We start from the raw sequence: 23,315 nt of genomic DNA on the forward strand, positions 1-23,315 counted from the left end.
AGATAATAAGGAGATAAACAATGTCTCAATTATCATCAACAAGAAAAGCGGTGGCAGTACCTTTTCAAGGTAAAAATGAGCGGTCTGGACAAACCGCCCCGATACAAACAATGGAAAACGCCTACGCGTTACTTTCTACGAACAGGCAAACCAGTACCGCGCTTCCCATCTTGCGGCAAAACCAGCACCGCTACTGACCAAGCCGGTAGCGTGACCGCGCCATCTTTCGCAATTCTGGTACCCGCCGCCAGAGATGTATGGCCCAGTTCCCTTTGAATATTATTCAACTTCAACCCTCTGACGTTAAGATCTCTTACTGTGGCAGGATGTGGAGCCGCATTAATCATCACCACCAAACCGTCAAATCGCGAATCACGGTCATCACCAGTAGTATTACCATCATCTATGGTCATCACCAGCAACCCAAGCTGCTGATGCGGCCCAACGTTACGGAAATCAACACGTTGTTTAACCGATGCACCATCACCAAGAGTCATCAGTGGTGAATATTGACGCAAGCGCAACAATTCCTGATAAAAAACCGCCATCTGTAATAATTCAGTCCGGCCCGGTTTATCTACCACATTTTTCACTTTTTCAATCAATGCATAATTTTCGCCATCAACACGCTGATCCGGCATACCAACATCATAGTTGTTATCTTGGTAAGTGTAGCTAACACGGTTAAACCAATCACCGGAATTATAGGAATCGCGGGTAAAAGATTTTGAACGTAGTAACTCCGATCCGTGTTGAGCAAAGGCCAATCCTTGTCCAAGGAATGTCGTGGCGAGGGATATTGCCTGCATACGAACTCGTGTTGCCAGATTCGCCTCACGTGAAGCTTTGTAGCTGATTATGTCCCACAGCGTTTGGTTATCGTGCTTAGAGACATAATTAATCACCTCAATGGGATCAGCGGCATAACCGGCTATAGCGCCTTTGTAGTTAATTTCCCTACCCGTTTTTACCGTCCCATCTTTATCGATTATCACAAAATCAGCCAAATTACCCGCCATGCCAAGACGTACCAGATCCGCCAGATGACGCACCTCATTAGCATCTAACCAAGCCATTTCGTTCAGTAACGTTCCCGCGCCATTGCCCACTCCCTGGTTAATACGAATAGTGTCAGCGGAATCAAACGGCCCACCACCTTGTACCGCGTCGCGTAATCGATCAGAGAAAGTACCAATTCCAGTGCCTTTAAGATTAATCTGTGAAGCCATCTCGAAACGGTCGTCCTGCCCGGAATTCCAACCTTCACCGAAGAAGTAGACCGATGGGTTAATCGCGCGTACTTTTGCCAGCGCCGATAACATCTGTGCCTTGGGATGAAAACCCATTAAGTCAAAGCGGAATGCGTCGATCTTATAGTCCTTAACCCAAGTAACCAATGAGTCTTCAATGAGCTTAGCGAACATGCGGTGCTCTGGCGCCGTATCGTGACAACAAGTGTTAGATTCAACATTGCCCGTGATCTCATCCAAACGATGATAATACCAAGGCACTACCTTATCCAATACCGAGGATCGGTGCGTCGGTCCGGCTGCGTTGGTATGGTTATACGCCACGTCCATGATCACATTCATCCCCAATTGTTGCTTGATGGCCTGAATCATGGCGCGAAACTCTTTTATACGTATCGAACCTTCCGCATCTGTAGCATAAGAACCTTCCGGTACCGAGTAATGAAACGGATCGTAGCCCCAGTTGTAGGAGTCGGTTTCTGCAATCATTGCATTCAGCTCTTGTACCTGCGGGTTATTGGCACTATCACCGCTCTTCAACTCCTGCAACACTTCACCCACGGTCTGTAAACCATTGCAATAATCAGCAAAACGGCTGCTTCTCACCTTTGAATTAACCTGGCACAAACGACTAAATGGGTGATTAAGATCGGCCACTTCGTTGCTAAATTCATTAATGGAAGCCACATCAAATACTGGCAACAACTCTATATGAGTGACTCCAGCCTGACTCAGTGCTTTAAGATGTTTGAACATATCGCTGTCATTAGCAGTCAGAGCCAGATATTTACCTCGCCAAGCTTCCGGTACCGTGTTATCTGCAACGGAGAGATCACGAACATGAGCTTCATATATGGTCATACGCGCAATGTCCGCCGGTGTATTTTGCGAACGCGGCATGATCAGGCTATTCCAATTTTGTGGTTTTAGCGCCTCATCATCCAAATTGATGACTTGACTGTACTCCGAATTGGTGGACAAACTGTGAGAATAGGGATCAGTAACTTCGTAGTGCTCCACATTACGGGAATATGGATGGTATACCGTTAAAGCATAGCGGTAGTAAGCACCAACCAGCTCTTTATCACCTTGCCATAACCAGGAACCACTAGCAGGATCACGGTTCATTGCATGATTGGCAATGACCTGTTTATTTGCATCATAGATAACCAATCCAACATGCTGAGCAGTAGGCGCCCACAAGCGAAAGGTAACACCGGTATCGCTAACCAGCGCACCATATTCCAGCATGTCAGCATCGTTAGCGAAGCAATCATCCAACACACCAGCCGTTTGTACTTGAGTAGCCGACAATAGCAAGCCAGCTTCATTGGTCGCCAACGCCACCAGATCACCGGTAAGCAGTGTATCAACATCCGTGTTCTCTGGCAGGCGGAACGCTGTTAATTTCTTCAAGTGCGGGAATCGCTCAGCCGTCTTCTGGTTCAGAGTCGTCGGCGTTAACGTCAGATAGTTATCGATGAAGTTTCCTTCATCGTTAGCTTCCACCTTACCATTTCGGTTGTAATATAAGCGGACATAAGGCTTATCCGCTCCACCCGACCATAACAGAGTCTGGTCATCGACCCAATGTGCCGAAGCCTGAGAAACACCAAACACGGAATTAAAGGCTGCCGCGCGGCTGCCATAGATTTGATAATTGCCGGGTATCACAGAGACGGTACGGTTACTGAAATCGGAGAAGGAAATTTTCAGGTCACTGTCAATCAATTTAGTGTTGTTACCATCACGCACGATAAAATTGATACAACCCTCGTCCTTGGTTAACGGTATTACCCAGTAAGGCCCATAGCTATCGCTGCCGGTGGGAATTGCACTGGTGTCGTTCCAGCTTGATGAAGGGGAAGCCAAGGCATCACAATTTTGATCATTCCATAAGTAGAGGGTGTTGGTACTGTAGTCACGGTTCGTTGTTGGGCTTTGACTTAATTTAGCAATGTCCACCAAGTGGATCACTGCCTGAAAATTGCCGGCAGTAGCAGCCTCACTGGGTACTTTATTAGGGATATGCGCCATCGGTTCCTCCGGGGATTCGGGTAAAGAACTATTGTTATCACAGCTTGCCAGTAGTAAAACGAACGTACTGCTTAATAGGGCTAGGTAAGCCCTTTTCCAGAAGTGAGCTACCATAATCAGACCTTTTTAATAGAAATAAATCGTCGCCGATATTATTGTTAATAAAATAGGAATGAAATATTAAATAATGTCTCAGATGAGTCAGCATCCTCCTGGTTTTGATATTAATAGGGAGTAGGAGTTAGGAGTAGATACTTTTTTGTGATATTGCGCACGATAATAATGTAATGATCTTTTATTACATAAGCCTATGTGTGAGTTTATTTGTATTACTCCATTAGATACAGATTAAAATGATGTCAAATACAGTCATTGTCATTTTATATATTTTCACAAACTTTATTATTTCTGAAAAAAAAACACTTTTCGTAATGCAGGATTATTAAGTAATTCCTTCCCTCCTAATCCTGCATTTTTCTTGCATTAGATATAAGTGTAATTTGTTACATGACCTGCACCTGTGTAAAAACATAAAGCTTGATCATTGCGACCAAAACAATAGCCTAAAATAAGATTATAATCTGGATAATTAATATAATATTGCATATCTTGATATGTAAAATTCCTTATGTTTTTAATATGGCCTTGTTTATTTATATTATCGATAACACAACTAATTATATACACATTAGCCAAGAATATACTTATTTATAAAGTCGCTATTTTAAAATAAAACTGAGACTAAATATGGCCTGTTAACCATAAACAAAATCAATGAGAGGCAATAACTTCATTCCAGTTATTGCCTCTGTGCAAATTATGATAATGAAATATATTAAACCTAAATTCTATATTCCTAATATCAATACAACGAATGTTTTAATCATAAGTAGAAATAGAGATTTATTTTATTATCGTTATCCCTGTACATTTTATAACTTGTTATGATTAAGATAAATCTGATGAAATTTTCTGAATTGCATCAAAAGCACACTGTTGGTCTAAAGAACCACTCGGTGCGCCACCAATACCAATTGCACCAATCACTTCATCACCAGATTTAACTGGAACACCACCACCAAGTAATAGGAAGCCTGGGATATCCCCTAAATATTGAGCACCAAGATTTGATTGTGCGGTTTTCATTACGTCCTCTGACGTTCTCTGGGTAGATAACGCGGTATAAGCTTTCATTTTGCTCGCCTCAACGGTATGCAACCCGGCTTTATCCATACGCTGAACCGCTTTTAAAACTCCACTTTTATCAATAACAGAAACCGCCACGTTATAATTATTCGATTTACAGGACTGAATTGCCTCAGAAGCTAATTTATTTGCTACCTCAAGAGTAATATTACGTTCAGTAATTAATGATGAAGCAAAAGCAGATTGAGCGAATAAACCTGCTGCTAGGACAGTATAGAAAAGAGAATGTTTCATAGGTAAACCTCATTAAGTTTAAGTTGATGAATTATCCTGTTCTAACTTAATGAGATTTATCGGCTATAGCTATTCGGCCAATTACTTATTCGACTCAGTAGAAATACTTAGTCATAAGATAATGACTTAAATAATTCATACTCTTTGACTAACTGCGGTAAAGAATGTATATCCAATTTATGAAATATATTGGCTCGATGAACCTCAATAGTACGTGGTGATAATGATAACTGTTGAGCAATTTGTTTGCTGGTTTTACCTTCCAAAATAATTTTCATCACTTCCCTTTCACGTTCAGATAATTGGCTGAATTTCATCTTCAATTGTTCATATATCTGACGTTGCTTAAATACTTTCTGATGAAATAATAATGCACTTGAAACTGTTTCAATTAATAAATCTGCATCAATAGGCTTGGTTAAAAACTCGAAAGCACCATTTTTAAAAGCACGACGACAAATATCAATATTTCCGTGTCCGGTCATGATAATGACCGGTAATGTACTATTGAGTTTCAATAGATCGGCCTGCAATACCAATCCAGGTTTTCCCGGCATACGAATATCCAATAAAATACATCCCTGAAGCGCTGCAATATTCTTGCTACCCATTTCATCAAGAAATTGTTGCGCACCAGGAAATGAATTTACCTGCCAATTCATTGTTTCTAATAACATAGATAATGAATCACGGATCGCTTCATCATCATCAATAAGATAAATCACTGCCGCCATTATTTCTCCTTACCTTTATTAGTTGGTAACCAAATAATAAAACGCGCTCCTCCTGTTTCACAATTTTCAGCATTAATATCACCACCAAGTTTATGAATTAATGTTTCCGTTAATGTCATTCCCAACCCCATACCTTGTTGGCGTGTTGTGAAGAATGGAATAAACACGTTTTTTAAAGCTTCATCATTTAATCCAGGACCACCATCTGTTATCGTGATTCTTATCATTTCATTAATATAAGCGATATCGATACAGATCCAATTTTGATATTCTGGCTGACCTTGCTCTTGCTGTGCCTGAATAGCATTGCTGATTAAATTATGAAATATCTGCTCAATCCATAACGGCTCGGCAGATATCATTGGCAACTCATCACAAATATGCTTTATTATCTTGATCTTACCGGCCTTAATTTCATTTTCAAGCAATATCTCAACTCGACCTAATATCGATTGAATATTTACAGATTGAAAAATAATACTACCGGCAGTCAGTTTTTGACGATATTGCGTTAATAAATTTGCGATGCGTTGAGTTTGCAAAATTGATGAATCTAGTATCGGCGTCACTTTATCATATTGCTGCTTTTTCATTAACCGCAATGCAGTTTGGTTATAACTCATAATCGCCGTCAAGGGCTGATTTAATTCATGAACAACACCTGTTGCCACTTCATCCATTGTATTTAAGCGGGTAAATTCAAAGAAATGTGCTCGTAAATCAGAAATTTTCCTCAACCTTTTATTCTTCTGAATTAAAAAGATAAAACAGATAATCACTGCCCATAGAAAACTCAGACAAGCAATATAGCCCCACGGAAGTTTAGACCATTGTTGATCGTTACCCACTTTGAGCACAAAAGACTGAAAACGATTAGTTAATTTTTTCTCCCAGTTCCAAAAATAGTGCTCTTTCTCCAACCCATACGTAATCAATGGGCGATTATTCCAATCCAGTTGTACCATTCGAAATTGTGAAAATAATGATAGATCTTTCATTAAGATATTAAGATCTATTAATAACCGGATATTATCGCGTTTACTATTAAGCCAATATCTTCCCTCTCCCTCTTCACTGATTATAGGGAATATTAATACATTCATTGGCATCTCTTGTAATCCGACGATTTGTGGAAAATTTTCCTGTAGCTGATCTAATTCGATATTAGTATTCGTTAGTGATACAATCGCGTCATGTTGTGCCAGCTTTTCACTCAGCTCTCGATAAAGAATATTAAATGAAACTGTTTGTTGTTGATAATTCTGATTTAGTGAATGATTAATCATTCCCCAAATAGTCAAACCTGTTAACACAACCCACGCCAAAAAATGCCACATATGATTACCTGAAAAGATATCTTTCATGACGTTAAAATACAGTCAGAATATATAAAAGAAACGGCTATTAAACAGAATGAGTTGAATTTTAGAGAACATTTAGCATTGAGCAGCATATTAAAATTCGTTATAGCGTAATTATTTCATCAAAACATTTCTTAAAATAAATAGTTGCCTATGGTAAATGAAACTCCAGCTCTAGCTTATTTTGTCTAAGCATGTTTCATGCCCCTGATCAAATTATTTCGATAGATAGACCCCAGATAAGGGTTTCGGTGACCCCTATCAAAGCTCTTAATATCATGTCAAATTTACTGAATAATCTAAGGTAATCACCTAATAAATCGACTCGATGAAAGGGTTTTCTTTCCCTTGGGCATCACACCGATATCTAAAAAAATAGCAATATTTATCAAATAATTGAGATAAATCTTCACCATTATTCTATATTTGACCAGAAAAAACACTTTACAATCGATAGTGATAATTATTATCATTCGTATCGCTTTCAGATGAACTGCCTTCAGGGTACAGATGAAAGCACGACATTGCTCACATTGCTTCCAGTGTTTACTTTAGCCAGCCAAGTGCTGGCTTCTTTTTATTAATTAATCCAATCACCCTTTGTTTAAAATATTTGAATTTTTAAGTCAGATTTTTAAGCTTTAATGCTATCTCTTCTCAATTAGACTGTAAGAACCATTGAGGAGATTTAAATATGATCCATTTACGCAAAGCCTCAGATCGTGGCCATGCCGATCATGGCTGGTTAACTAGTTGGCATACCTTCTCATTTGCCAGCTATTACGATACTAATTTTATGAATTTCTCAGCATTGAGAGTCATTAATGAAGATTTCATCAAAGCAGGTCAAGGCTTTGGTACCCATCCGCATAAGGATATGGAAATACTGACCTATGTTCTTTCTGGTGCCGTTGAACACCAGGATAGTATAGGAAATAAAGAGCGAGTACCTGCTGGTGAATTCCAAATTATGAGCGCAGGTACCGGCATTCGCCACTCAGAATACAATCCGAACAGTGATAGCCAATTGCATCTGTATCAAATTTGGATCATCCCAAGTAAAACGGGTTTAACACCGCGCTATGAACAACGCCGTTTTGATGATGTACAAGGCCGCCAATTGGTGCTCTCGCCTGATGCCCAGGATGGTTCAATGAAAGTATTTCAGGATATGACTTTATGGCGTTGGGTACTTAAGGATCACGAAACCACCGAATATGTTACAGAAAAAAGCCGTTATATATGGATTCAAGTCATTCGTGGCGAAGTAACGGTTAATGGTGTCAAAGCCACCACCAGCGATGGTCTGGCTATTCGAGATGAAGTCAATTTTCAACTTAGCACCAGCAGTGATAGTGAAATATTGTTGTTTGACCTTCCTCCAATATAAATATCAAATAAGCCTCACCCTAACGGATGAGGCTAAAAAATTCACAATTACAGTTTAGGGCCTGCTTTCACTAAAGCTTCCCCCGCCGGGGTATCGGTATATTTATCAAAGTTGTCGACAAAACGATGAGCCAAATCTTTCGCCTTCTCTTCCCATTGAGATTTATCTGCATAAGTCTTACGTGGATCAAGAATATCGGTATCCACACCCGGCAACGCTGTCGGAACCGCTAGATCGAAAATAGGTAATGTAATGGTATCAGCCTCCTCAATATCACCATTTAGGATGGCATCAATGATTCCACGGGTATCCTTAATCGAGATCCGTTTACCCGTTCCGTTCCAGCCAGTATTTACCAGATAAGCCTTAGCACCTGCTGCCTGCATACGTTTTACCAACACTTCCGCGTATTGGGTTGGATGCAAAGTCAGGAATGCAGCACCAAAACAAGCAGAAAATGTAGGTGTTGGTTCAGTCACACCACGTTCGGTACCTGCCAATTTTGCCGTAAAACCAGATAGGAAGTGATATTGAGTCTGTTCAGGTGTCAGGCGAGATACCGGAGGTAACACACCAAATGCGTCCGCAGTCAGGAAGATGACCTTAGTTGCATGGCCCGCTTTGGAAACCGGCTTAACAATGTTTTCAATATGGTTGATAGGATAAGAAACACGGGTGTTTTCAGTTTTTGAACCATCATGGAAATCAACCGTGCCATCTGTCAGTACAGTAACATTTTCCAGCAACGCATCACGTCTAATCGCATTGTAGATATCAGGTTCCGCTTCTTTGGACAGATTGATGGTTTTCGCGTAACAACCACCTTCAAAGTTGAATACACCGTCATCATCCCAACCGTGCTCATCATCACCAATCAGCTTACGTTTTGGATCAGTAGAAAGTGTGGTTTTACCTGTACCAGATAAGCCGAAAAAGACCGCAACGTCCCCTTTCTCACCCACGTTAGCAGAACAGTGCATCGAAGCAATGCCTTTCAGTGGCAACAGGTAGTTCATCATAGAGAACATCCCTTTCTTCATTTCGCCACCGTACCAGGTACCACCAATAAGCTGCATACGCTCTGTCAGGTTAAACGCAACAAAGTTTTCAGAGTTCAAACCCTGCTCTTGCCATTGCGGGTTGGTGCATTTTGCACCGTTCATCACAATAAAATCTGGTTTGAACTCAGCCAACTCTTCATCTGACGGACGGATAAACATGTTTTTAACAAAGTGGGCCTGCCACGCAACTTCTGTGATAAAGCGGACTTTCAATCGTGTATCTGCATTAGCACCACAGAAAGCATCAACTACAAACAAACGTTTGCCTGAAAGCTGTTTAGTTACCAAACCTTTCAGATATGTCCATGTTTCCTGCTGTAATGGCTTGTTATCATTTTTACCTTTTCCCTGGTCAGCCCACCATACAGTGTCACGGGTGACATCATCACGAACAATGTACTTATCTTTGGGGGAACGCCCCGTGAAGATCCCCGTATCGACAGCCACAGCCCCCAGGTTGGTCAGAGTGCCACTCTCGCAGCCTTCGAGTGAAGGTTTGGTTTCTTCTGAAAATAACAACTCATAGCTTGGATTATAAATAGTTTCATTAACATCATGGATTCCATAGTCCGCGAGTTCCTGCGGGGTAATACCTTTAACACTCATGTTATTGCTCCTGGGTAGTCACGCTTTTTCTGTGAGCAATAATAAATAGTTATGATTAATTAACAGCGATAGTTATCAAAAAATTGAAAACCCACTATTTTTTTAAGTTTAATCTGGGGCCAAAGGCACAAAAGCAGTTTTGAATATGATGGATATTGATAGCAAGGCGCGAATCCGCGCCTTAAGAGGTGAGAAAATTTGTTTAGATAGAATATCAATGGAGCCGATTCTTTTTTTCTGTTCTGATTGCAGCAAGATCATCAGCATCAAAAATATAATGCGTGCCACAATACTCACACTCCATATCAATGTTGCCATCTTTCTGCAAAATATGATTAACATCCTCATCGGAAAGTGTAACTAATGTGTCAGCACAACGTTGGCGAGAACAAGTACAACGAAATTCGACCGCTTGCGGTTCATATAATATGACATCCTCTTCATGATAAAGGCGGTGCAAGATCTCCTTAACTTCCAATGAAAATAACTCTTCACCTTTAATGGTTGCAGTAAGTTGCGCCAGATGATCAAAAGCTTCTGTACACCCCTGTTCCGCCGTCGGCAGAATCTGTAGCAACATACCACCAGCAGAAACTCTTCCATCCTGAATGCCAGTACGGATAAATAGACGAGTAGGTAACTGTTCAGACTGTCTGAAATAATCATCAAGGCAATTCGCCAGTGTTTCACCTTCCAATGCAACTACTCCCTGATAACGCTCACCATGAGTTGGCGTAATGGTAATAACCATATAGCCAGTACCAACCATCTGTTTCAAACTGCTATTTTCAGTCACTAATCCATCAACACGAGCGACACCACGCATTTGTTGCTGATGATTGCCATTAATCACTGCCAGTTTGACCGGGCCATCTCCCTGAATCTGAACCGTAATATCACCATCAAATTTCAGTGTTGCAGTTAATAGACTGGTTGCTACCAACAGTTCTCCCAATAATTGCTGTACCGGCTGCGGGTAGTCATGATTTTCCAAAATATGCTGGTAAGTTTCACTGGCTAAAACCAGTTCACCACGTACAGAATAATTCTCAAATAAAAAGCGGTGTAATTGGTCGTGTTTAAACATAAATATCTCTCATTCGAGCAAGTTATTCCTGCCCACTTAATTTAGTGTTTTTAAACTTAATCAGCGTGCGTCTTTCTTTTTTATCCGGTCGGCGATCAGGATGAGGCATAGTTAATGCATTCATTTTTCGAGCAATTGCCATTTTTTCCCGGTTAGCAATACTCGCTTCCGTCTCTTGGTAAAGTTGCTGCGCCTCCGGCGCACTGCCCCGATGATTGCTTAGTGCAAGAACTTCAACTATACGTTCATCATTACCTTGACGCAGTTTAATTTCAGCCCTTGGTTCAACCAATTTACTCGGTTTACTCCTTTGACCATTATAGTGAACTTTACCACCGTCTATCATTTCCCGTGCAATAGCCCGTGTTTTATAAAAACGAGCCGCCCACAGCCACTTATCCAGACGGACAGCTTGATCGGAGTCTGAATTACCCTTCATTTTTCCTCTCACTATCAGCTTCGACAAATAAAATAAATCCTAACATGCCATTGTCGATTATCGCCAATGCGTAGGCGGAAAAAGTGTATTAAAACAGTTATCGTAATATTGACTGATTTTGTTTAAACGTTGTTTATTCTGCCGATTTTTCTTAACAACCAGCACAAAATTAATGATTAAGGTTGTAAAAAGAGCTAAGAATAAAACAGTAGTACCAATACAACGAGCAAACGTCATAGAGTCCAGTTCATTATGTAACACAATCCGGCGAGTTCCATTACTATCTACGGACAATTCCGTGATAATTCCCGTTGTCTCAAAGGGTGTTTGCAATACCATATCCGATAACCGCTGTAACTCACGCCATTGTTCTAACGCACTATGATCTTCCAAGGCACTATGGTCATAAGAGATGATGGCTGGCGTTATATATTCAACCAGTTGTTTGCCTTCATCACTGATAAGTAGAACACCGCCAGGAGAAGGGCTATTAAGCAGCATTGCAACTTTATCTATTTCCCGGTAGATAAATGATGATGTCGTCGCATCAACCAATTTCCCTAAAGCTTCAGCACCTGCCGGGCGCAATAAAACATGAGTGCCATCCAGCTTGCCACTTTCTGCATTCTTTAACAAAGTTAGCCAATCAATAGCACTACCCAGGTTAACCAAAGCATTTTTCAATCGTAAACAATCTGTTTCTTTTTCACATAATTTTTTAGTTTTCAATACAATATCAGAGAAATCTTCCAATAAGATCATACTAGATTTGAAAATCTCCTGAGTAAGGTCTGAATTTATTACATCGTCATTTTCCTGTAAACGTAATTGTTTATTAACAGTCGCGATCAGTTTAGCTGCATTTTCTATAATTTCTGATTCTGGTATTGGCAGTGGATTAACCCTATTCCAATATATCCCCGAACAATCTAACGGAGAAAAATAGGTGTCGCCTTTACCATTCATATTGTTTGGGGGCATATAACACATACCAATCCCTTTTGCTTTTAGGATATCCCCAACTCGCAATTCCATCCCTTCTATCATATCAGCGTCAGTGATAACTTTTGTGATGCTGCCACGCAACCAAGCAAAACTGAGTTTCATCGGTACATTAACTGGCTGATAAAAATAGAGTAGTAACATAATAAGCAAGCAGCTAACGATCATCATGAGATTTTTTCCATAACGACGATAAGGGTAATTTTTCTCTTCATCATGCAAAGAGAGATAATGCCCTTGCCTGACTACCTGACCGTTAGTGTAAATATCAATATTGGTTTTCTGATCAAAATAGTGAGCAACATAGGGCTCCCAATGAGGAGGATAGATTAAATCAATCCCACCAAGAGAAATATTACTCATTTGTCCTTGTTCAAATTCGCCAAATAATCCCCATCGTTTTGGTATACCGGTAAGACAGTGAATATCCTGGCGCCTGCATATTGAAAGTGGGCAAAGTAATGGCCAAAAACTGACAACGACTAAACTACCTGCAATCAACATCAGCCACGGCAAAAGCAGTGCCGGTGAAAGTAACGCAAGAAACCAAATGAAAAATCCGAAACACAAAAATCCCCCCTCCCAAATACCCGATGAGTGATTCAACCGGTATTCCTCCAATGTCTCTTTACGAATATTTTGTAACTTTACGCTAGTTTCACCATTTTTTTGGATCGATGCCTGCTGATGAGATATATCTGAGATTACCGGAGCAGAAGGAAAATCCTGTTGAAAATCTTTCAGAAAGTGACCATTAATCGAAACAACCAGTGGTATTGTCGCGGTGTGAACAACATCAATAATATTCTGCTGTTTAATAAAAGGCTCAAGGAAAAACGGCAAATGAATTTCTGCTATATCAATATAATAACGCCAGCTATGTCGTTCATCTGAGGCAACAGAAAACCGGGTAATAGAATGACAGATAGTATAAACCATATCATTTTTACCCATCAGAATTGGCCAACTTGTTTTATTAATACGGTCTGTTACAACTGCCGGCAACACTCGATTCAAATAACATTCAATAGCCTGGTATTCATCAGCATTAAGTTTACGATAAGTTGGTTCAGCAACAGAAGGCAGATAACGGGCGCTATCATGTAGCTTCCATTTGAAAATCAGAAAGGAAGCCATGACAATCAGGCTAATTATCAAAATAGCCAATATAACGACTGTTACTCTCATTTTATCCCTATACCTATGACAATCTTGCTATTGTTGTTTGCAAATTAGCAACTACACGTTAAGTTCTGAATTAGGTTATTTCTATTTATTTTTTTAATTTATTTTACAATGAGCTACATAATAACGCACTAAACTATATACAACATAGATCTATTTCCAAAGAGGATAAAGATAACAGTAACAACAATAACCAGCGATAATCACTATCATTTATCAAAATAATCGGCCATATTTAGTCAAACTATGGAGTGTACCTAATTTCATCATAAAATCTAAGGTTAATGAAATAATTTATGACGTAATAATGCACAGGCACTCAACTCAACCAATATTAAACCATCAGGGGCAATTATGAATGACCTGAAAAACCCTAAAATCCTAAACATAGAGGACATTGCCCATTCACGTTTATTTCATATTCAGTCAGTTGATCTCGAATTTAGTAACGGTGTAAAACGCGTTTATGAACGGATGCGTCCGGCCAATCGGGAAGCTGTTCTGATAATCCCGGTCATTGGGGATGAATTGTTACTTATTCGTGAGTATGCAGTCGGCATTGAGCAGTACGAATTGGGCTTTCCTAAAGGCGCGATCGACCCTGGGGAAAGTATCTTCGAAGCAGCTAACCGTGAATTAAAAGAAGAAGTCAGCTTTGGTGCCAGAAAAATAGAACAATTAGCCAAACTCACTATGGCCCCATCCTATTTTTCCAGCAAAATGAACATTGTTATTGCCGAAAATCTCTATCCAGAAAGCCTGGAAGGGGACGAACCTGAACCACTACCACAAATACGTTGGCCGATAGCAGATATGATGTCATTACTGGATCACGGTGATTTCAACGAAGCACGCAATGTCTGCGCCCTATTTCTGGCACAAAAATACTTAACACACCGTTGAAGTTCACAGGCACAACAGCGCTTCGTTGTGCCTGTTTTATCATCAGAATAACTCCTGACTTTCACCATTCTCAATTAAAGTCGTGCCAACTTCTTGCACCGCACTCTCTGTAGGTTGAGTGCCGTCAATGAAGTATTCACTACGGGTATCTCCGCCGCCGCCAGCAAGTTTACCTGTTTTACGATCTATCACGGCAGAAACAATCCCCGGAGGAGGTGTAACTTCTTTTTCAGGAACCCCCTCCAGCGCAATTTTCATAAAATCATCCCAAATTGGCTGCGCACTCTTAGCACCCGCCTCACCGCCACTGGCTGCTGTACGGCCAAGGCTTCTACGATGGTCATCAAAACCAATCCAAACCGTCGTGACAATATCTGGCCCATAACCTGAGAACCAAGCATCTTTTGAACTATTAGTTGTCCCAGTTTTGCCACCAATATCACGACGTTTCAGATCGCGTGAAGCACGCCAACCCGTACCTGACCAACCCGGCTCACCAAAGATATTGCTATTCAAAGCATCATGGATCAAAAATGCCAACTGAGTACTGATAACATGAGGAGCATATTCTTGCGCACCTTCACGGCTATCAATTACCGGAGCTCTTTCCAATTCAGGTAACGGCAATATCTCTTGTTGGCTGACATGAGATTGAGCAACATTCTCAATCGAGTTTTCAGAAAGTTCGATTGAACGTACCGTATCCCCATAAATTACTGGAATATCGCACTGCGGACATGCAATTTTAGGTTTAGCCTCAAAGAGAACATCGCCATCTTCGTTTTCAATCTTAGTAATAAAGTAAGGATCGATCAGATAGCCACCATTGGACATAACCGAATACCCTCGTACCATTTGCATTGGTGTGAATGATGGCGAGCCCAAAGCCAGAGATTCTGTTCGTACTATATTTTGTGCCGGGAAACCAAATCGTTGCAGGTAATCAGCGGCATAATCGACTCCCATTGCTCGCATTGCTCGAACCATCACGACGTTCTTCGATTGCCCTAATCCCTGACGCAAACGGATTGGCCCAACATAAGTCAGTGGTGAGTTTTTCGGACGCCAGTCAGTACCGGCTCCTGCATCCCAACGACTAATTGGTAAGTCATTCAGCAATGAAGCCAATGTCAGCCCTTTATCCATCGCTGCGGTATAGAGAAATGGTTTAATATTAGAACCAATTTGACGTAATGACTGAGTGACACGGTTAAATTTACTCAAATTGAAATCAAACCCACCCACCAGCGCCTTCACAGCACCATCATTCGGATCAATAGAGACCAAAGCAGCATTAGCTTCCGGCACTTGTGCCAACCACCAAATATCCTTTACTTTCCGAACCCAAACCTGTTCACCAACTTGAACCACTTCATTCACACTACGAGGAACCGCACCCTGCGCACTATCAGATTTGAACTTTCTGGCCCAACGGACACCCGCCATTGGCAATTCCGCACTACTGCCATCAGGCAACATCACTATCGCCTGAGCACTACCCGCTCTGGTCACCACAGCCGGCATTAATGATCCATAATTAGCCAAAGTCTTAAGCTTCTTAACAATCTGTTCTCGATCCCAAGCAGGTTCGCCCACTTTCCACAAAACTTCCTGCGCCCCACGGTAGCCATGACGCACATCATAATCAATGAGGTTATTACGAACCGCATCCATGGCAGCTAACTGAAGTTTACGGGTAATCGTGGTATAAACTTTATAACCGTCGGTATAAGCATTCTCACCATAACTCTCAATCATCTCCTGACGCACCATCTCGGACAAATAGGGCGCAGAGAAAGCAATCTGAGGTGCATGATAATTAGCAACCAACTTTTCACTTCTAGCTTGATTATATTGCTGCTGAGTAATATAGCCCTCATTGAGCATACGGCTCAGAACCACATTCCGGCGGTTAATCGCTCGGCCATAAGAATAAAGCGGGTTAAACGTAGAAGGTGCCTTTGGCAAACCAGCAATCATGGCTATTTCACTCAGTGTCAACTCATTGACACTCTTACCAAAATAAACTTGAGCCGCAGCCCCAACACCATAAGCCCGGTAACCAAGGTAAATTTTATTAAGATAGAGTTCGAGGATCTCATCTTTATTCAGCAATTGCTCAATCCTGATGGCCAGAAAAGCTTCCTTGATTTTACGCATCAACGTCTTCTCAGGAGTGAGAAAGAAATTTCTCGCCAGTTGCTGAGTAATGGTACTTGCCCCTTGTGATGCATGACCTGAACTCATCGCGACAGAGGCTGCCCGGATTATCCCTACAGGGTCAACCCCGTGATGTTCATAAAAACGGCTGTCCTCCGTTGCAATGAACGCCTTCACCATAATGGGTGGAATTTCGGACAGCTCAAGAGGCATACGGCGCTTTTCACCATATTGGGCAATAAGCTCGCCATCTGCACTGAACACCTGCATTGGTGTCTGTAATTGAACATCCTTTAATGTCGCCACATCAGGTAACTGAGGCTCGATATATTTGTACATACCAAAAATCGAGGCCGTTCCCAGAAAAATGCAACTCACGACAAAGACTAGAAAATACTTTACGAACTTCACCTGAAATTTCCCATGCCATGTTAGTCGGGTGGTTTATAAACAATCGGCGCGTAGTATAAAGGTTACACAGCACCTTGAATATGGTCTTTTATTAAAATTACTGATATGGAGATCGATATATGTATTCACCAAAATGGTATGTCGGATTGGACATCCAAAATGGCATCCTTCGCGCCGTCGCAGCTATAAAACGCCGAGATGGCTGGCAGCTTCGCCACTGCTGGCAATATCTTTTATCTGACGCTGTCATGCCAGAGGGCCGTTTACAACGGCCAGAAATATTATGTGATATTTTAAATCAATGGCGCCAAGAATTACCTAAAAAAATCAGTTTCAGACTTGCCCTACCTGTACAACAAACATTGCAGAAGAGTCTGATTTTACCTCCAGATATCAATCTTAAAGAGCCGGAACAAGGCTGGTTTATCAACGCCAGTGCCGAGAAACAATTTCCCTTTAACACCCGAGAACTAGCGCTGGATTACCGTATTATTGAACAAAACGCCTACATCAGCGCCGCTCGCCAGAAAGATCTCAACCTCTGGCTACAATGTCTTGCACAAGCAGGAATATTTCCAGACGCCATTGATATTGCCCCCTGTGCCCTACGCTATATAGCGCAATATGCTGGCGTTCCCGCTGATAGTTGGCTGTTACACAGGCAACAATCTGGTTGGCTATGGGTATCTCCTGCCAATGTCCCCTTCGCTTATGATCTAGTATCAGCAAATACAGCTGTTTCTCCACAGCAGATTATCCGTCAATTATTTGCTTCATCTATGGCTGAACAGCCTGTTTACTTCAGTAGCTACCAACAAGAAGCCCTACCTGAAGGAACTTACTCTTGGGATATGTTGACAGCATTTCGTCACTATCAACCACCACTGCCAATCCAACTGATGGAATATGTGATAGCTGGTGGTTTAGCACTCAGACCGGATGATAAGTAACGATGTATCAGGTTAATTTTCTACCTTGGCGCCAAACCCGGCTAAAACATCGTTATCGTTGGTGGGCGATTCTTCTCTTATTGCAATTGATGTTGTGGCTGACAGTGCTCGTCTGGATGTTATTAAAACAACAGGAAACGATTAACCAGTATCAAAGACAATGGCAGCAACTCAACCAGCAACAATTATATTTGCAACAACAGATAACTCAGACAGAGGAGGCGGTTAATCTTCACAACAAACTGGCCTATAAATTAAAACAACAACAAACGTGGCTGAAACAGAACCAACAACATTGGCAATTATTCAATGAATTACCTGAATTATTACCGGAAGGAAGTTGGTTAACCGCTTTCGATGATCAGGCAGGTCAATTAAAACTGGTTGCTAATAGTCTGGATTATTCCAGTATGACGTCTCTGCTGGATAATCTTGAAAACAACGGGCAATTGTCTGAAATTCAACTAAAAAAGATGACCACTACCGAACAACAAATTAGACAATTTATTATTGACGCTAACTGGCAGACGGAGATATCCGATGATAAAAAGTGACTATCTATGGTGGTTTGCCAAACCAACCTGGCTGCTCTTTATCTGGCAGCAAGCTATTATCATGCCATTTCTGATTCTGTTTTATCTTTTCTTCTGGCAAGAAAGAATTGAACAGCGAAGTAGCCTGACACAAAAAATAGCAGCTCAACAAATCAATACCAAAGCAGCCAATGAACGACTAAATCAGCTACCGATATTGGAAGATATACAACAACACATCAACCAAATAGAAAATGTACTCAGTAAGCCGCGACAAAATGAGGTAAAAATTACCACAATAAAACAATTACAACAGCCATTGATAAACTCTGGCGCGCAAGTTCTTGAGTGGCAACGTAAAAAAGAAGGGGAAAAAACGCTCTGGCAAATCACAATTTGTTTGAACTACGAACAGATGCTAAGTTTTCTTGAGGCGTTACAAGCGTTATATCCACCACTGCTGATTAAACAGCTTTCCATTTCACCATCAGGTGAATCTCTAAACGTCAAAATCACCCTGTCAGAAACCTCACATGAGGAATTTTATGACTAAAAAATTTATTCTGTTTATCCTTTTTCTGCCCGCTATTGTTGTTGCAGAAATAAGAAATCCTTTTGCTCCCCCGATGATAGAGCCAGAAGAGCAATCGGTTGAGTTATTTGATCAATCAGTCAATGAGACCGAAATTCAGTCCCTCTCAACCGTATTACAATATGCAGATGCAGAAAGAATCGCCATGAATCTCAGGCAAAATACGCCCGCACTGATAACAAAAGAAGGTAAAGTTGATTTTGATCCTGAAACTAACAGTTTGATTTTACAGGATACCCCCATCGCCATCGCACAGATAAAAAGCTGGTTGAAAGAGATAGATACACCACAGCAGCAAGTGCAGATTACTGCACATATCGTGACCAGTAGCCGAGAAGCATTACATGAACTCGGCATTTACTGGGGTATGCCGATAGGAGAGCAGATTAATACATCAACTGGTATAAACCGCCTCAATATCAACCAAGCAGCCAACGATAACATGCATCGATTTGCGTTCAATATTGCCCGCATTCACACCAGTTTACTGGAAATGGAGCTCAGTGCCTTAGAACAAGAAAACCAACTAGATATTATCGCTAGCCCAAGACTAACCGCCTCACATCAACAGTTAGCCAGCATCAAGCAAGGCTCTGATATTCCTTACATCAGCCAAGAAAAAGAGAAAAGTACCGTGCAATTTAAAGAAGCCGTACTAGGAATGGAAGTCACACCCCATATACTGAGAAAAAACAAAATCAGGCTCTCTCTGAAAATCAGTCAAAACATGCCAGGGATCTCAATAAGTCAAGGAGGAGGTGAGAATTTAACCATCGACAAACAGGAAATAATAACTCAAGTTACTGTAAAAAATGGTGAAACACTTATTCTCGGTGGAATTTTTCAACAGAAAAAAGGCGAGCAAACCCAGAAGGTCCCTTATCTATCGGACATCCCACTAATTGGCTCATTATTCAACCAAAAAGGTCATAAACACAGCCGACGTGAGTTAGTCATATTTATTACACCTCAATTGATGGACATTTGATCAAAAATAAAAATATAACTATTATATCAGTGAGTTGGGTCTAAAAAACTTAACTGTTCCGTATGATGATGCGCAGATTTTTCCAACTAATCCTGTTTATAGATTTGACGCTGAGTCCGATTTAGCATACAAGAGTTAACTAATTGAGTGGTCGGGTTTAACATCACAATAATCAGCCAATGAAACCAGAGCTTCCGTCACAAAAAGCTCGTCGTTGATTTATATAGTTGCAAAACTGGCTGATGTACTGAGATAATTTTGTTATCTGATCTCACATTACCGCTCATGAGGTTTCAGTTTAGGTCCCGCTGCTGATTTTGATTAGCGGGGCGGGTTATCATTAACGAATAGTCTTAGTAATACCAAAAACATGGCAGAGAAACGTAATATCTTTCTGGTTGGGCCTATGGGTGCCGGCAAAAGCACTATTGGTCGTCAGTTAGCTCAGCAACTCAATATGGAGTTTTACGACTCCGATCAAGAAATTGAGCGACGTACCGGAGCTGACGTGGGCTGGGTATTCGATGTGGAAGGCGAAGAAGGCTTCCGCGAACGCGAAGAAAAAGTGATTAACGAACTCACTGAAAAACAAGGCATTGTACTGGCGACTGGGGGAGGTTCTGTGAAATCCAGAGAAACCCGTAATCGTCTGTCTGCCCGTGGTGTCGTGGTCTACTTGGAAACCACCATTGAAAAACAGTTAGCACGCACCCAGCGCGATAAAAAACGCCCCTTACTTCAAGTCGATGCACCAGCACGCGAAGTTTTAGAAAATTTAGCAAGCGAACGTAACCCTCTATACGAGGAAATTGCTGACGTCACTATCCGTACCGATGAACAAAGCGCTAAAGTTGTCGCTAACCAAATCATTGAGTTACTGGAAAAGAACTGATTTAAGCAAGTCTGTACAGCGATAAATAATTAAGGCGAAGGCTGCTTATGGAAAAGATCACTGTCACTTTAGGGGAACGTAGTTACCCAATTACCATTGCAAAAGGGTTATTTGACGATCCTTCTGCTTTTGCACCATTAAAAGCAGGCCAGCAAGTTATGCTGGTGACAAATCAAACCCTAGCTCCGCTGTATTTGGCAAAAGTAAAAGCTATCTTACAGCAAACCGGGATTCGGGTAGATGAAGTAGTTCTACCTGATGGTGAACAGTACAAATCTCTTTCCGTATTAAATGACGTATTTTCTGCTTTGCTGGAAAATAACCACAGCCGGGACACAACGCTTATCGCTCTCGGTGGCGGCGTAATCGGTGATTTAACTGGTTTTGCCGCTGCCTGTTATCAACGTGGTGTCCGTTTTATTCAAATGCCTACCACCCTTCTTGCCCAGGTTGATTCCTCTGTCGGAGGAAAAACCGCAGTAAACCATCCCCTTGGCAAGAACATGATAGGTGCATTCTATCAACCAGTCTCTGTGATGGTCGATCTTAATTGCCTGCAAACGCTTCCAGCCCGCGAACTCTCTTCCGGTCTGGCTGAGGTCATCAAGTACGGTATCATTCTCGACAGCGTATTTTTTAGTTGGCTTGAAGATAATATGGATAAACTCCTGGCTCTTGACAACCAAGCAATGGCTTACTGCATCCGTCGTTGCTGCGAATTGAAAGCTGAAGTTGTCGCAGCAGATGAGAAAGAATTGAGTGGCTTGCGTGCCCTACTGAATCTTGGTCACACCTTCGGTCACGCCATCGAAACAGAAATGGGATATGGTGTCTGGTTACATGGGGAAGCAGTTGCCGCCGGAATGGTCATGGCTGCAAGAACAGCTCAACTTGTTGATAATTTCTTTGAACAGGATACTCAACGTATTATCCGATTGTTGGAGCGGGCAAATCTGCCTGTACGCGGGCCACAAAACATGCCACCAGAAGCCTACCTCCCACATATGATGCGAGATAAGAAAGTTATAGCAGGTAAATTACGACTGGTTCTTCCAACAAAAATAGGTAAAGCTGATCTTCGCTCAGATATTGAACACAACTGTGTTCTTGACGCTATCCGTCAGTGTTTACTATGAAAGTGTGTAAATTTTAAGTAAGTTGTATGCTTATAGCATTAAATTAAATGTTTTTTTGCATCCATCTGGTTGTTGTGTCATAAAATAACGACTCTATCAGACAAATTTCTATCTTCGTTAAGTCAGCCTGCCGGACTGACTTCAATTGCAATTGGCAGTATTGGCTCTGTTTGGAGGGCATATGGACGAATTCAAATCAGAAAATGAACAAAGAGCAAATAACGAGTTTAGGCCAGATACCTCAGATCGCCGTCCTTCACGCTCGCGTCAGCCATTAAACAAACCCAAATTTGCGGTTTCACGTCAGCAAATGATGCTCGGCATTGGGATTTTAGTGCTGCTACTGCTGATTATTGCTATCAGTTCTGCCTTAAAAGCCCCAACTGAACATGAAAAACAGCAATCGCCAAATGTTGCCGAGAAGAATATTGATTTATCAAGTTCATCATCCAGCAACGATGACAATCAATCCATAACATCAGAGAATACCACTACAGATACAATCAACAGACCACAGGAAATCAATGTTCCTCCTGTCAGTGGTACTTCAACTCAACCTCATCAGCTTCAAACTAACAATGGCGAAACCCAAAATCAGCGCATTGAATTATCAGGAAATATTCCTGATGCACTGACTCAACAACAAAGTAATATAAATCACGCAGTACAGAATCTGAATCAAACCCAACAATCACTGCCAGTAACACCGCCACCGGTGGTACAGCAGAAATCAGAAAATATCCGTCCACTGAAATCAGAAACACCAGCTAAATCAAAACCATCGACAAGTCATGCTAGCAGTAAAAACAATGTGGTCAGTAGCACCAGTAGTGATCAATTAAAAACCCCGGCAAACCACTACACTTTGCAATTAAGTAGTGCCAGCCGCTCAGATACACTGACCGCTTTTGCTAAAAAGCATAATCTTACCCATTACAAAGTTTATGAAACTAAACGTAATGGAAAAGTTTGGTTTGTTTTAATTCATGGTGATTACCGTTCCGTTTCTGAAGCCAAACGGGCCGTTTCATCTCTACCAGCCGAGATTCAGGCGAAAAAACCTTGGGTTAGAACGATGCAGCAAGTGCAACAAGACCTAAGAAAATAAAACAATATTTATTAGGCGCTGATATGCTGTCCTAAACAGAGTACAATCTG

At 41.3% G+C, this 23,315-nt stretch carries 19 protein-coding genes; 9 read left to right on the forward strand and 10 right to left on the reverse strand.

Annotation, left to right across the window (positions count from 1 at the left end):
* Nucleotides 1–128: 128 nt before the first annotated feature.
* The 5 genes from pulA to AACQ83_RS15265 form a co-directional block, all read right to left on the reverse strand.
* Nucleotides 129–3,401, reverse strand: a complete 3,273-nt coding sequence (pulA, locus tag AACQ83_RS15250; RefSeq protein ID WP_112878396.1) for a pullulanase-type alpha-1,6-glucosidase — start codon at nucleotides 3,399–3,401, stop codon at nucleotides 129–131.
* A gap of 369 nt (nucleotides 3,402–3,770) precedes the next feature.
* Entirely contained in the window at nucleotides 3,771–3,974 is a 204-nt protein-coding gene (locus tag AACQ83_RS24675; RefSeq protein WP_370446064.1) for a hypothetical protein, read from the reverse strand.
* A gap of 261 nt (nucleotides 3,975–4,235) precedes the next feature.
* Nucleotides 4,236–4,727, reverse strand: a complete 492-nt coding sequence (locus tag AACQ83_RS15255; RefSeq protein ID WP_112878398.1) for a GlcG/HbpS family heme-binding protein — start codon at nucleotides 4,725–4,727, stop codon at nucleotides 4,236–4,238.
* Nucleotides 4,728–4,834: 107 nt separating this feature from the next.
* Nucleotides 4,835–5,461 carry a response regulator transcription factor gene (locus AACQ83_RS15260; protein ID WP_112878399.1) on the reverse strand — a complete coding sequence of 209 codons (627 nt, stop codon included), beginning with the start codon at nucleotides 5,459–5,461 and terminating at the stop codon, nucleotides 4,835–4,837.
* Nucleotides 5,461–6,798, reverse strand: a complete 1,338-nt coding sequence (locus AACQ83_RS15265; protein ID WP_240000822.1) for a sensor histidine kinase — start codon at nucleotides 6,796–6,798, stop codon at nucleotides 5,461–5,463. Before AACQ83_RS15265 ends, AACQ83_RS15260 begins: the two co-directional genes overlap by 1 nt.
* A gap of 718 nt (nucleotides 6,799–7,516) precedes the next feature.
* On the opposite strand from AACQ83_RS15265, the gene AACQ83_RS15270 reads away from it, so the two are divergent.
* The gene (locus AACQ83_RS15270) at nucleotides 7,517–8,212 is read left to right on the forward strand and encodes a pirin family protein (protein WP_112878401.1); all 696 of its coding nucleotides are present in this window, start codon (nucleotides 7,517–7,519) and stop codon (nucleotides 8,210–8,212) included.
* Between the two features lie 47 nt (nucleotides 8,213–8,259).
* Here the strand turns inward: AACQ83_RS15270 and pckA are convergent, their stop codons facing one another.
* The 4 genes from pckA to AACQ83_RS15290 all read right to left on the reverse strand — a co-directional run bounded on the left by pckA (nucleotide 8,260) and on the right by AACQ83_RS15290 (nucleotide 13,595).
* Nucleotides 8,260–9,879, reverse strand: a complete 1,620-nt coding sequence (gene pckA, locus AACQ83_RS15275; RefSeq protein WP_112878402.1) for a phosphoenolpyruvate carboxykinase (ATP) — start codon at nucleotides 9,877–9,879, stop codon at nucleotides 8,260–8,262.
* 214 nt (nucleotides 9,880–10,093) lie between these two features.
* Nucleotides 10,094–10,966: an Hsp33 family molecular chaperone HslO gene (hslO, locus tag AACQ83_RS15280; RefSeq protein ID WP_112878403.1), complete on the reverse strand. Its 873-nt coding sequence runs from the start codon at nucleotides 10,964–10,966 to the stop codon at nucleotides 10,094–10,096.
* Nucleotides 10,967–10,988: 22 nt separating this feature from the next.
* On the reverse strand, nucleotides 10,989–11,405 hold the full coding sequence (hslR, locus tag AACQ83_RS15285; RefSeq protein ID WP_112878404.1) for a ribosome-associated heat shock protein Hsp15: 417 nt from the start codon (nucleotides 11,403–11,405) through the stop codon (nucleotides 10,989–10,991).
* A gap of 57 nt (nucleotides 11,406–11,462) precedes the next feature.
* The gene (locus AACQ83_RS15290; protein WP_112878405.1) at nucleotides 11,463–13,595 is read right to left on the reverse strand and encodes an intracellular growth attenuator family protein; all 2,133 of its coding nucleotides are present in this window, start codon (nucleotides 13,593–13,595) and stop codon (nucleotides 11,463–11,465) included.
* Nucleotides 13,596–13,946: 351 nt separating this feature from the next.
* On the opposite strand from AACQ83_RS15290, the gene nudE reads away from it, so the two are divergent.
* Nucleotides 13,947–14,495, forward strand: coding sequence for an ADP compounds hydrolase NudE (gene nudE, locus AACQ83_RS15295; RefSeq protein WP_112878406.1), 549 nt, complete (start codon nucleotides 13,947–13,949; stop codon nucleotides 14,493–14,495).
* A 42-nt stretch (nucleotides 14,496–14,537) separates the two neighbouring features.
* Here the strand turns inward: nudE and mrcA are convergent, their stop codons facing one another.
* Nucleotides 14,538–17,066, reverse strand: a complete 2,529-nt coding sequence (gene mrcA / locus AACQ83_RS15300; protein ID WP_112878407.1) for a peptidoglycan glycosyltransferase/peptidoglycan DD-transpeptidase MrcA — start codon at nucleotides 17,064–17,066, stop codon at nucleotides 14,538–14,540.
* A 119-nt stretch (nucleotides 17,067–17,185) separates the two neighbouring features.
* Here mrcA and pilM point away from each other — a divergent pair, with 119 nt between their 5' ends.
* From pilM to AACQ83_RS15335, 7 genes are all read left to right on the forward strand, one after another.
* Complete coding sequence (gene pilM, locus AACQ83_RS15305) at nucleotides 17,186–18,016, forward strand: pilus assembly protein PilM (protein ID WP_112878408.1); 831 nt, start codon at nucleotides 17,186–17,188, stop codon at nucleotides 18,014–18,016.
* Between the two features lie 2 nt (nucleotides 18,017–18,018).
* Complete coding sequence (locus AACQ83_RS15310) at nucleotides 18,019–18,570, forward strand: PilN domain-containing protein (RefSeq protein ID WP_112878409.1); 552 nt, start codon at nucleotides 18,019–18,021, stop codon at nucleotides 18,568–18,570.
* Nucleotides 18,557–19,102 (forward strand): hypothetical protein, encoded by a 546-nt coding sequence (locus AACQ83_RS15315; protein WP_112878410.1) that lies wholly within the window; start codon nucleotides 18,557–18,559, stop codon nucleotides 19,100–19,102. Before AACQ83_RS15310 ends, AACQ83_RS15315 begins: the two co-directional genes overlap by 14 nt.
* On the forward strand, nucleotides 19,095–20,129 hold the full coding sequence (gene pilQ, locus AACQ83_RS15320; RefSeq protein WP_112878411.1) for a type IV pilus secretin PilQ: 1,035 nt from the start codon (nucleotides 19,095–19,097) through the stop codon (nucleotides 20,127–20,129). Before AACQ83_RS15315 ends, pilQ begins: the two co-directional genes overlap by 8 nt.
* A gap of 370 nt (nucleotides 20,130–20,499) precedes the next feature.
* Nucleotides 20,500–21,021, forward strand: coding sequence for a shikimate kinase AroK (aroK, locus tag AACQ83_RS15325; protein ID WP_036779445.1), 522 nt, complete (start codon nucleotides 20,500–20,502; stop codon nucleotides 21,019–21,021).
* Between the two features lie 47 nt (nucleotides 21,022–21,068).
* Entirely contained in the window at nucleotides 21,069–22,157 is a 1,089-nt protein-coding gene (gene aroB, locus AACQ83_RS15330) for a 3-dehydroquinate synthase (protein WP_112878412.1), read from the forward strand.
* A 181-nt stretch (nucleotides 22,158–22,338) separates the two neighbouring features.
* Nucleotides 22,339–23,265: an SPOR domain-containing protein gene (locus tag AACQ83_RS15335; RefSeq protein ID WP_112878413.1), complete on the forward strand. Its 927-nt coding sequence runs from the start codon at nucleotides 22,339–22,341 to the stop codon at nucleotides 23,263–23,265.
* Nucleotides 23,266–23,315 lie beyond the last annotated feature (50 nt).

This window comes from Photorhabdus sp. S10-54 (assembly GCF_963878145.1).
In the GTDB taxonomy this organism is placed as follows: domain Bacteria; phylum Pseudomonadota; class Gammaproteobacteria; order Enterobacterales; family Enterobacteriaceae; genus Photorhabdus; species Photorhabdus kayaii.

What these genes read in the sequence shown, in the direction of transcription:
- pulA (WP_112878396.1), bottom strand. Translation starts at nt 3,401, where the DNA reads ATGGTAGCTCACTTCTGGAAAAGGGCTTACCTAGCCCTATTAAGCAGT.
- AACQ83_RS15255 (WP_112878398.1), bottom strand. Translation starts at nt 4,727, where the DNA reads ATGAAACATTCTCTTTTCTATACTGTCCTAGCAGCAGGTTTATTCGCT.
- AACQ83_RS15260 (WP_112878399.1), bottom strand. Translation starts at nt 5,461, where the DNA reads ATGGCGGCAGTGATTTATCTTATTGATGATGATGAAGCGATCCGTGAT.
- AACQ83_RS15265 (WP_240000822.1), bottom strand. Translation starts at nt 6,798, where the DNA reads ATGTGGCATTTTTTGGCGTGGGTTGTGTTAACAGGTTTGACTATTTGG.
- AACQ83_RS15270 (WP_112878401.1), top strand. Translation starts at nt 7,517, where the DNA reads ATGATCCATTTACGCAAAGCCTCAGATCGTGGCCATGCCGATCATGGC.
- pckA (WP_112878402.1), bottom strand. Translation starts at nt 9,879, where the DNA reads ATGAGTGTTAAAGGTATTACCCCGCAGGAACTCGCGGACTATGGAATC.
- hslO (WP_112878403.1), bottom strand. Translation starts at nt 10,966, where the DNA reads ATGTTTAAACACGACCAATTACACCGCTTTTTATTTGAGAATTATTCT.
- hslR (WP_112878404.1), bottom strand. Translation starts at nt 11,405, where the DNA reads ATGAAGGGTAATTCAGACTCCGATCAAGCTGTCCGTCTGGATAAGTGG.
- AACQ83_RS15290 (WP_112878405.1), bottom strand. Translation starts at nt 13,595, where the DNA reads ATGAGAGTAACAGTCGTTATATTGGCTATTTTGATAATTAGCCTGATT.
- nudE (WP_112878406.1), top strand. Translation starts at nt 13,947, where the DNA reads ATGAATGACCTGAAAAACCCTAAAATCCTAAACATAGAGGACATTGCC.
- pilM (WP_112878408.1), top strand. Translation starts at nt 17,186, where the DNA reads ATGTATTCACCAAAATGGTATGTCGGATTGGACATCCAAAATGGCATC.
- AACQ83_RS15310 (WP_112878409.1), top strand. Translation starts at nt 18,019, where the DNA reads ATGTATCAGGTTAATTTTCTACCTTGGCGCCAAACCCGGCTAAAACAT.
- AACQ83_RS15315 (WP_112878410.1), top strand. Translation starts at nt 18,557, where the DNA reads ATGATAAAAAGTGACTATCTATGGTGGTTTGCCAAACCAACCTGGCTG.
- pilQ (WP_112878411.1), top strand. Translation starts at nt 19,095, where the DNA reads ATGACTAAAAAATTTATTCTGTTTATCCTTTTTCTGCCCGCTATTGTT.
- aroK (WP_036779445.1), top strand. Translation starts at nt 20,500, where the DNA reads ATGGCAGAGAAACGTAATATCTTTCTGGTTGGGCCTATGGGTGCCGGC.
- aroB (WP_112878412.1), top strand. Translation starts at nt 21,069, where the DNA reads ATGGAAAAGATCACTGTCACTTTAGGGGAACGTAGTTACCCAATTACC.
- AACQ83_RS15335 (WP_112878413.1), top strand. Translation starts at nt 22,339, where the DNA reads ATGGACGAATTCAAATCAGAAAATGAACAAAGAGCAAATAACGAGTTT.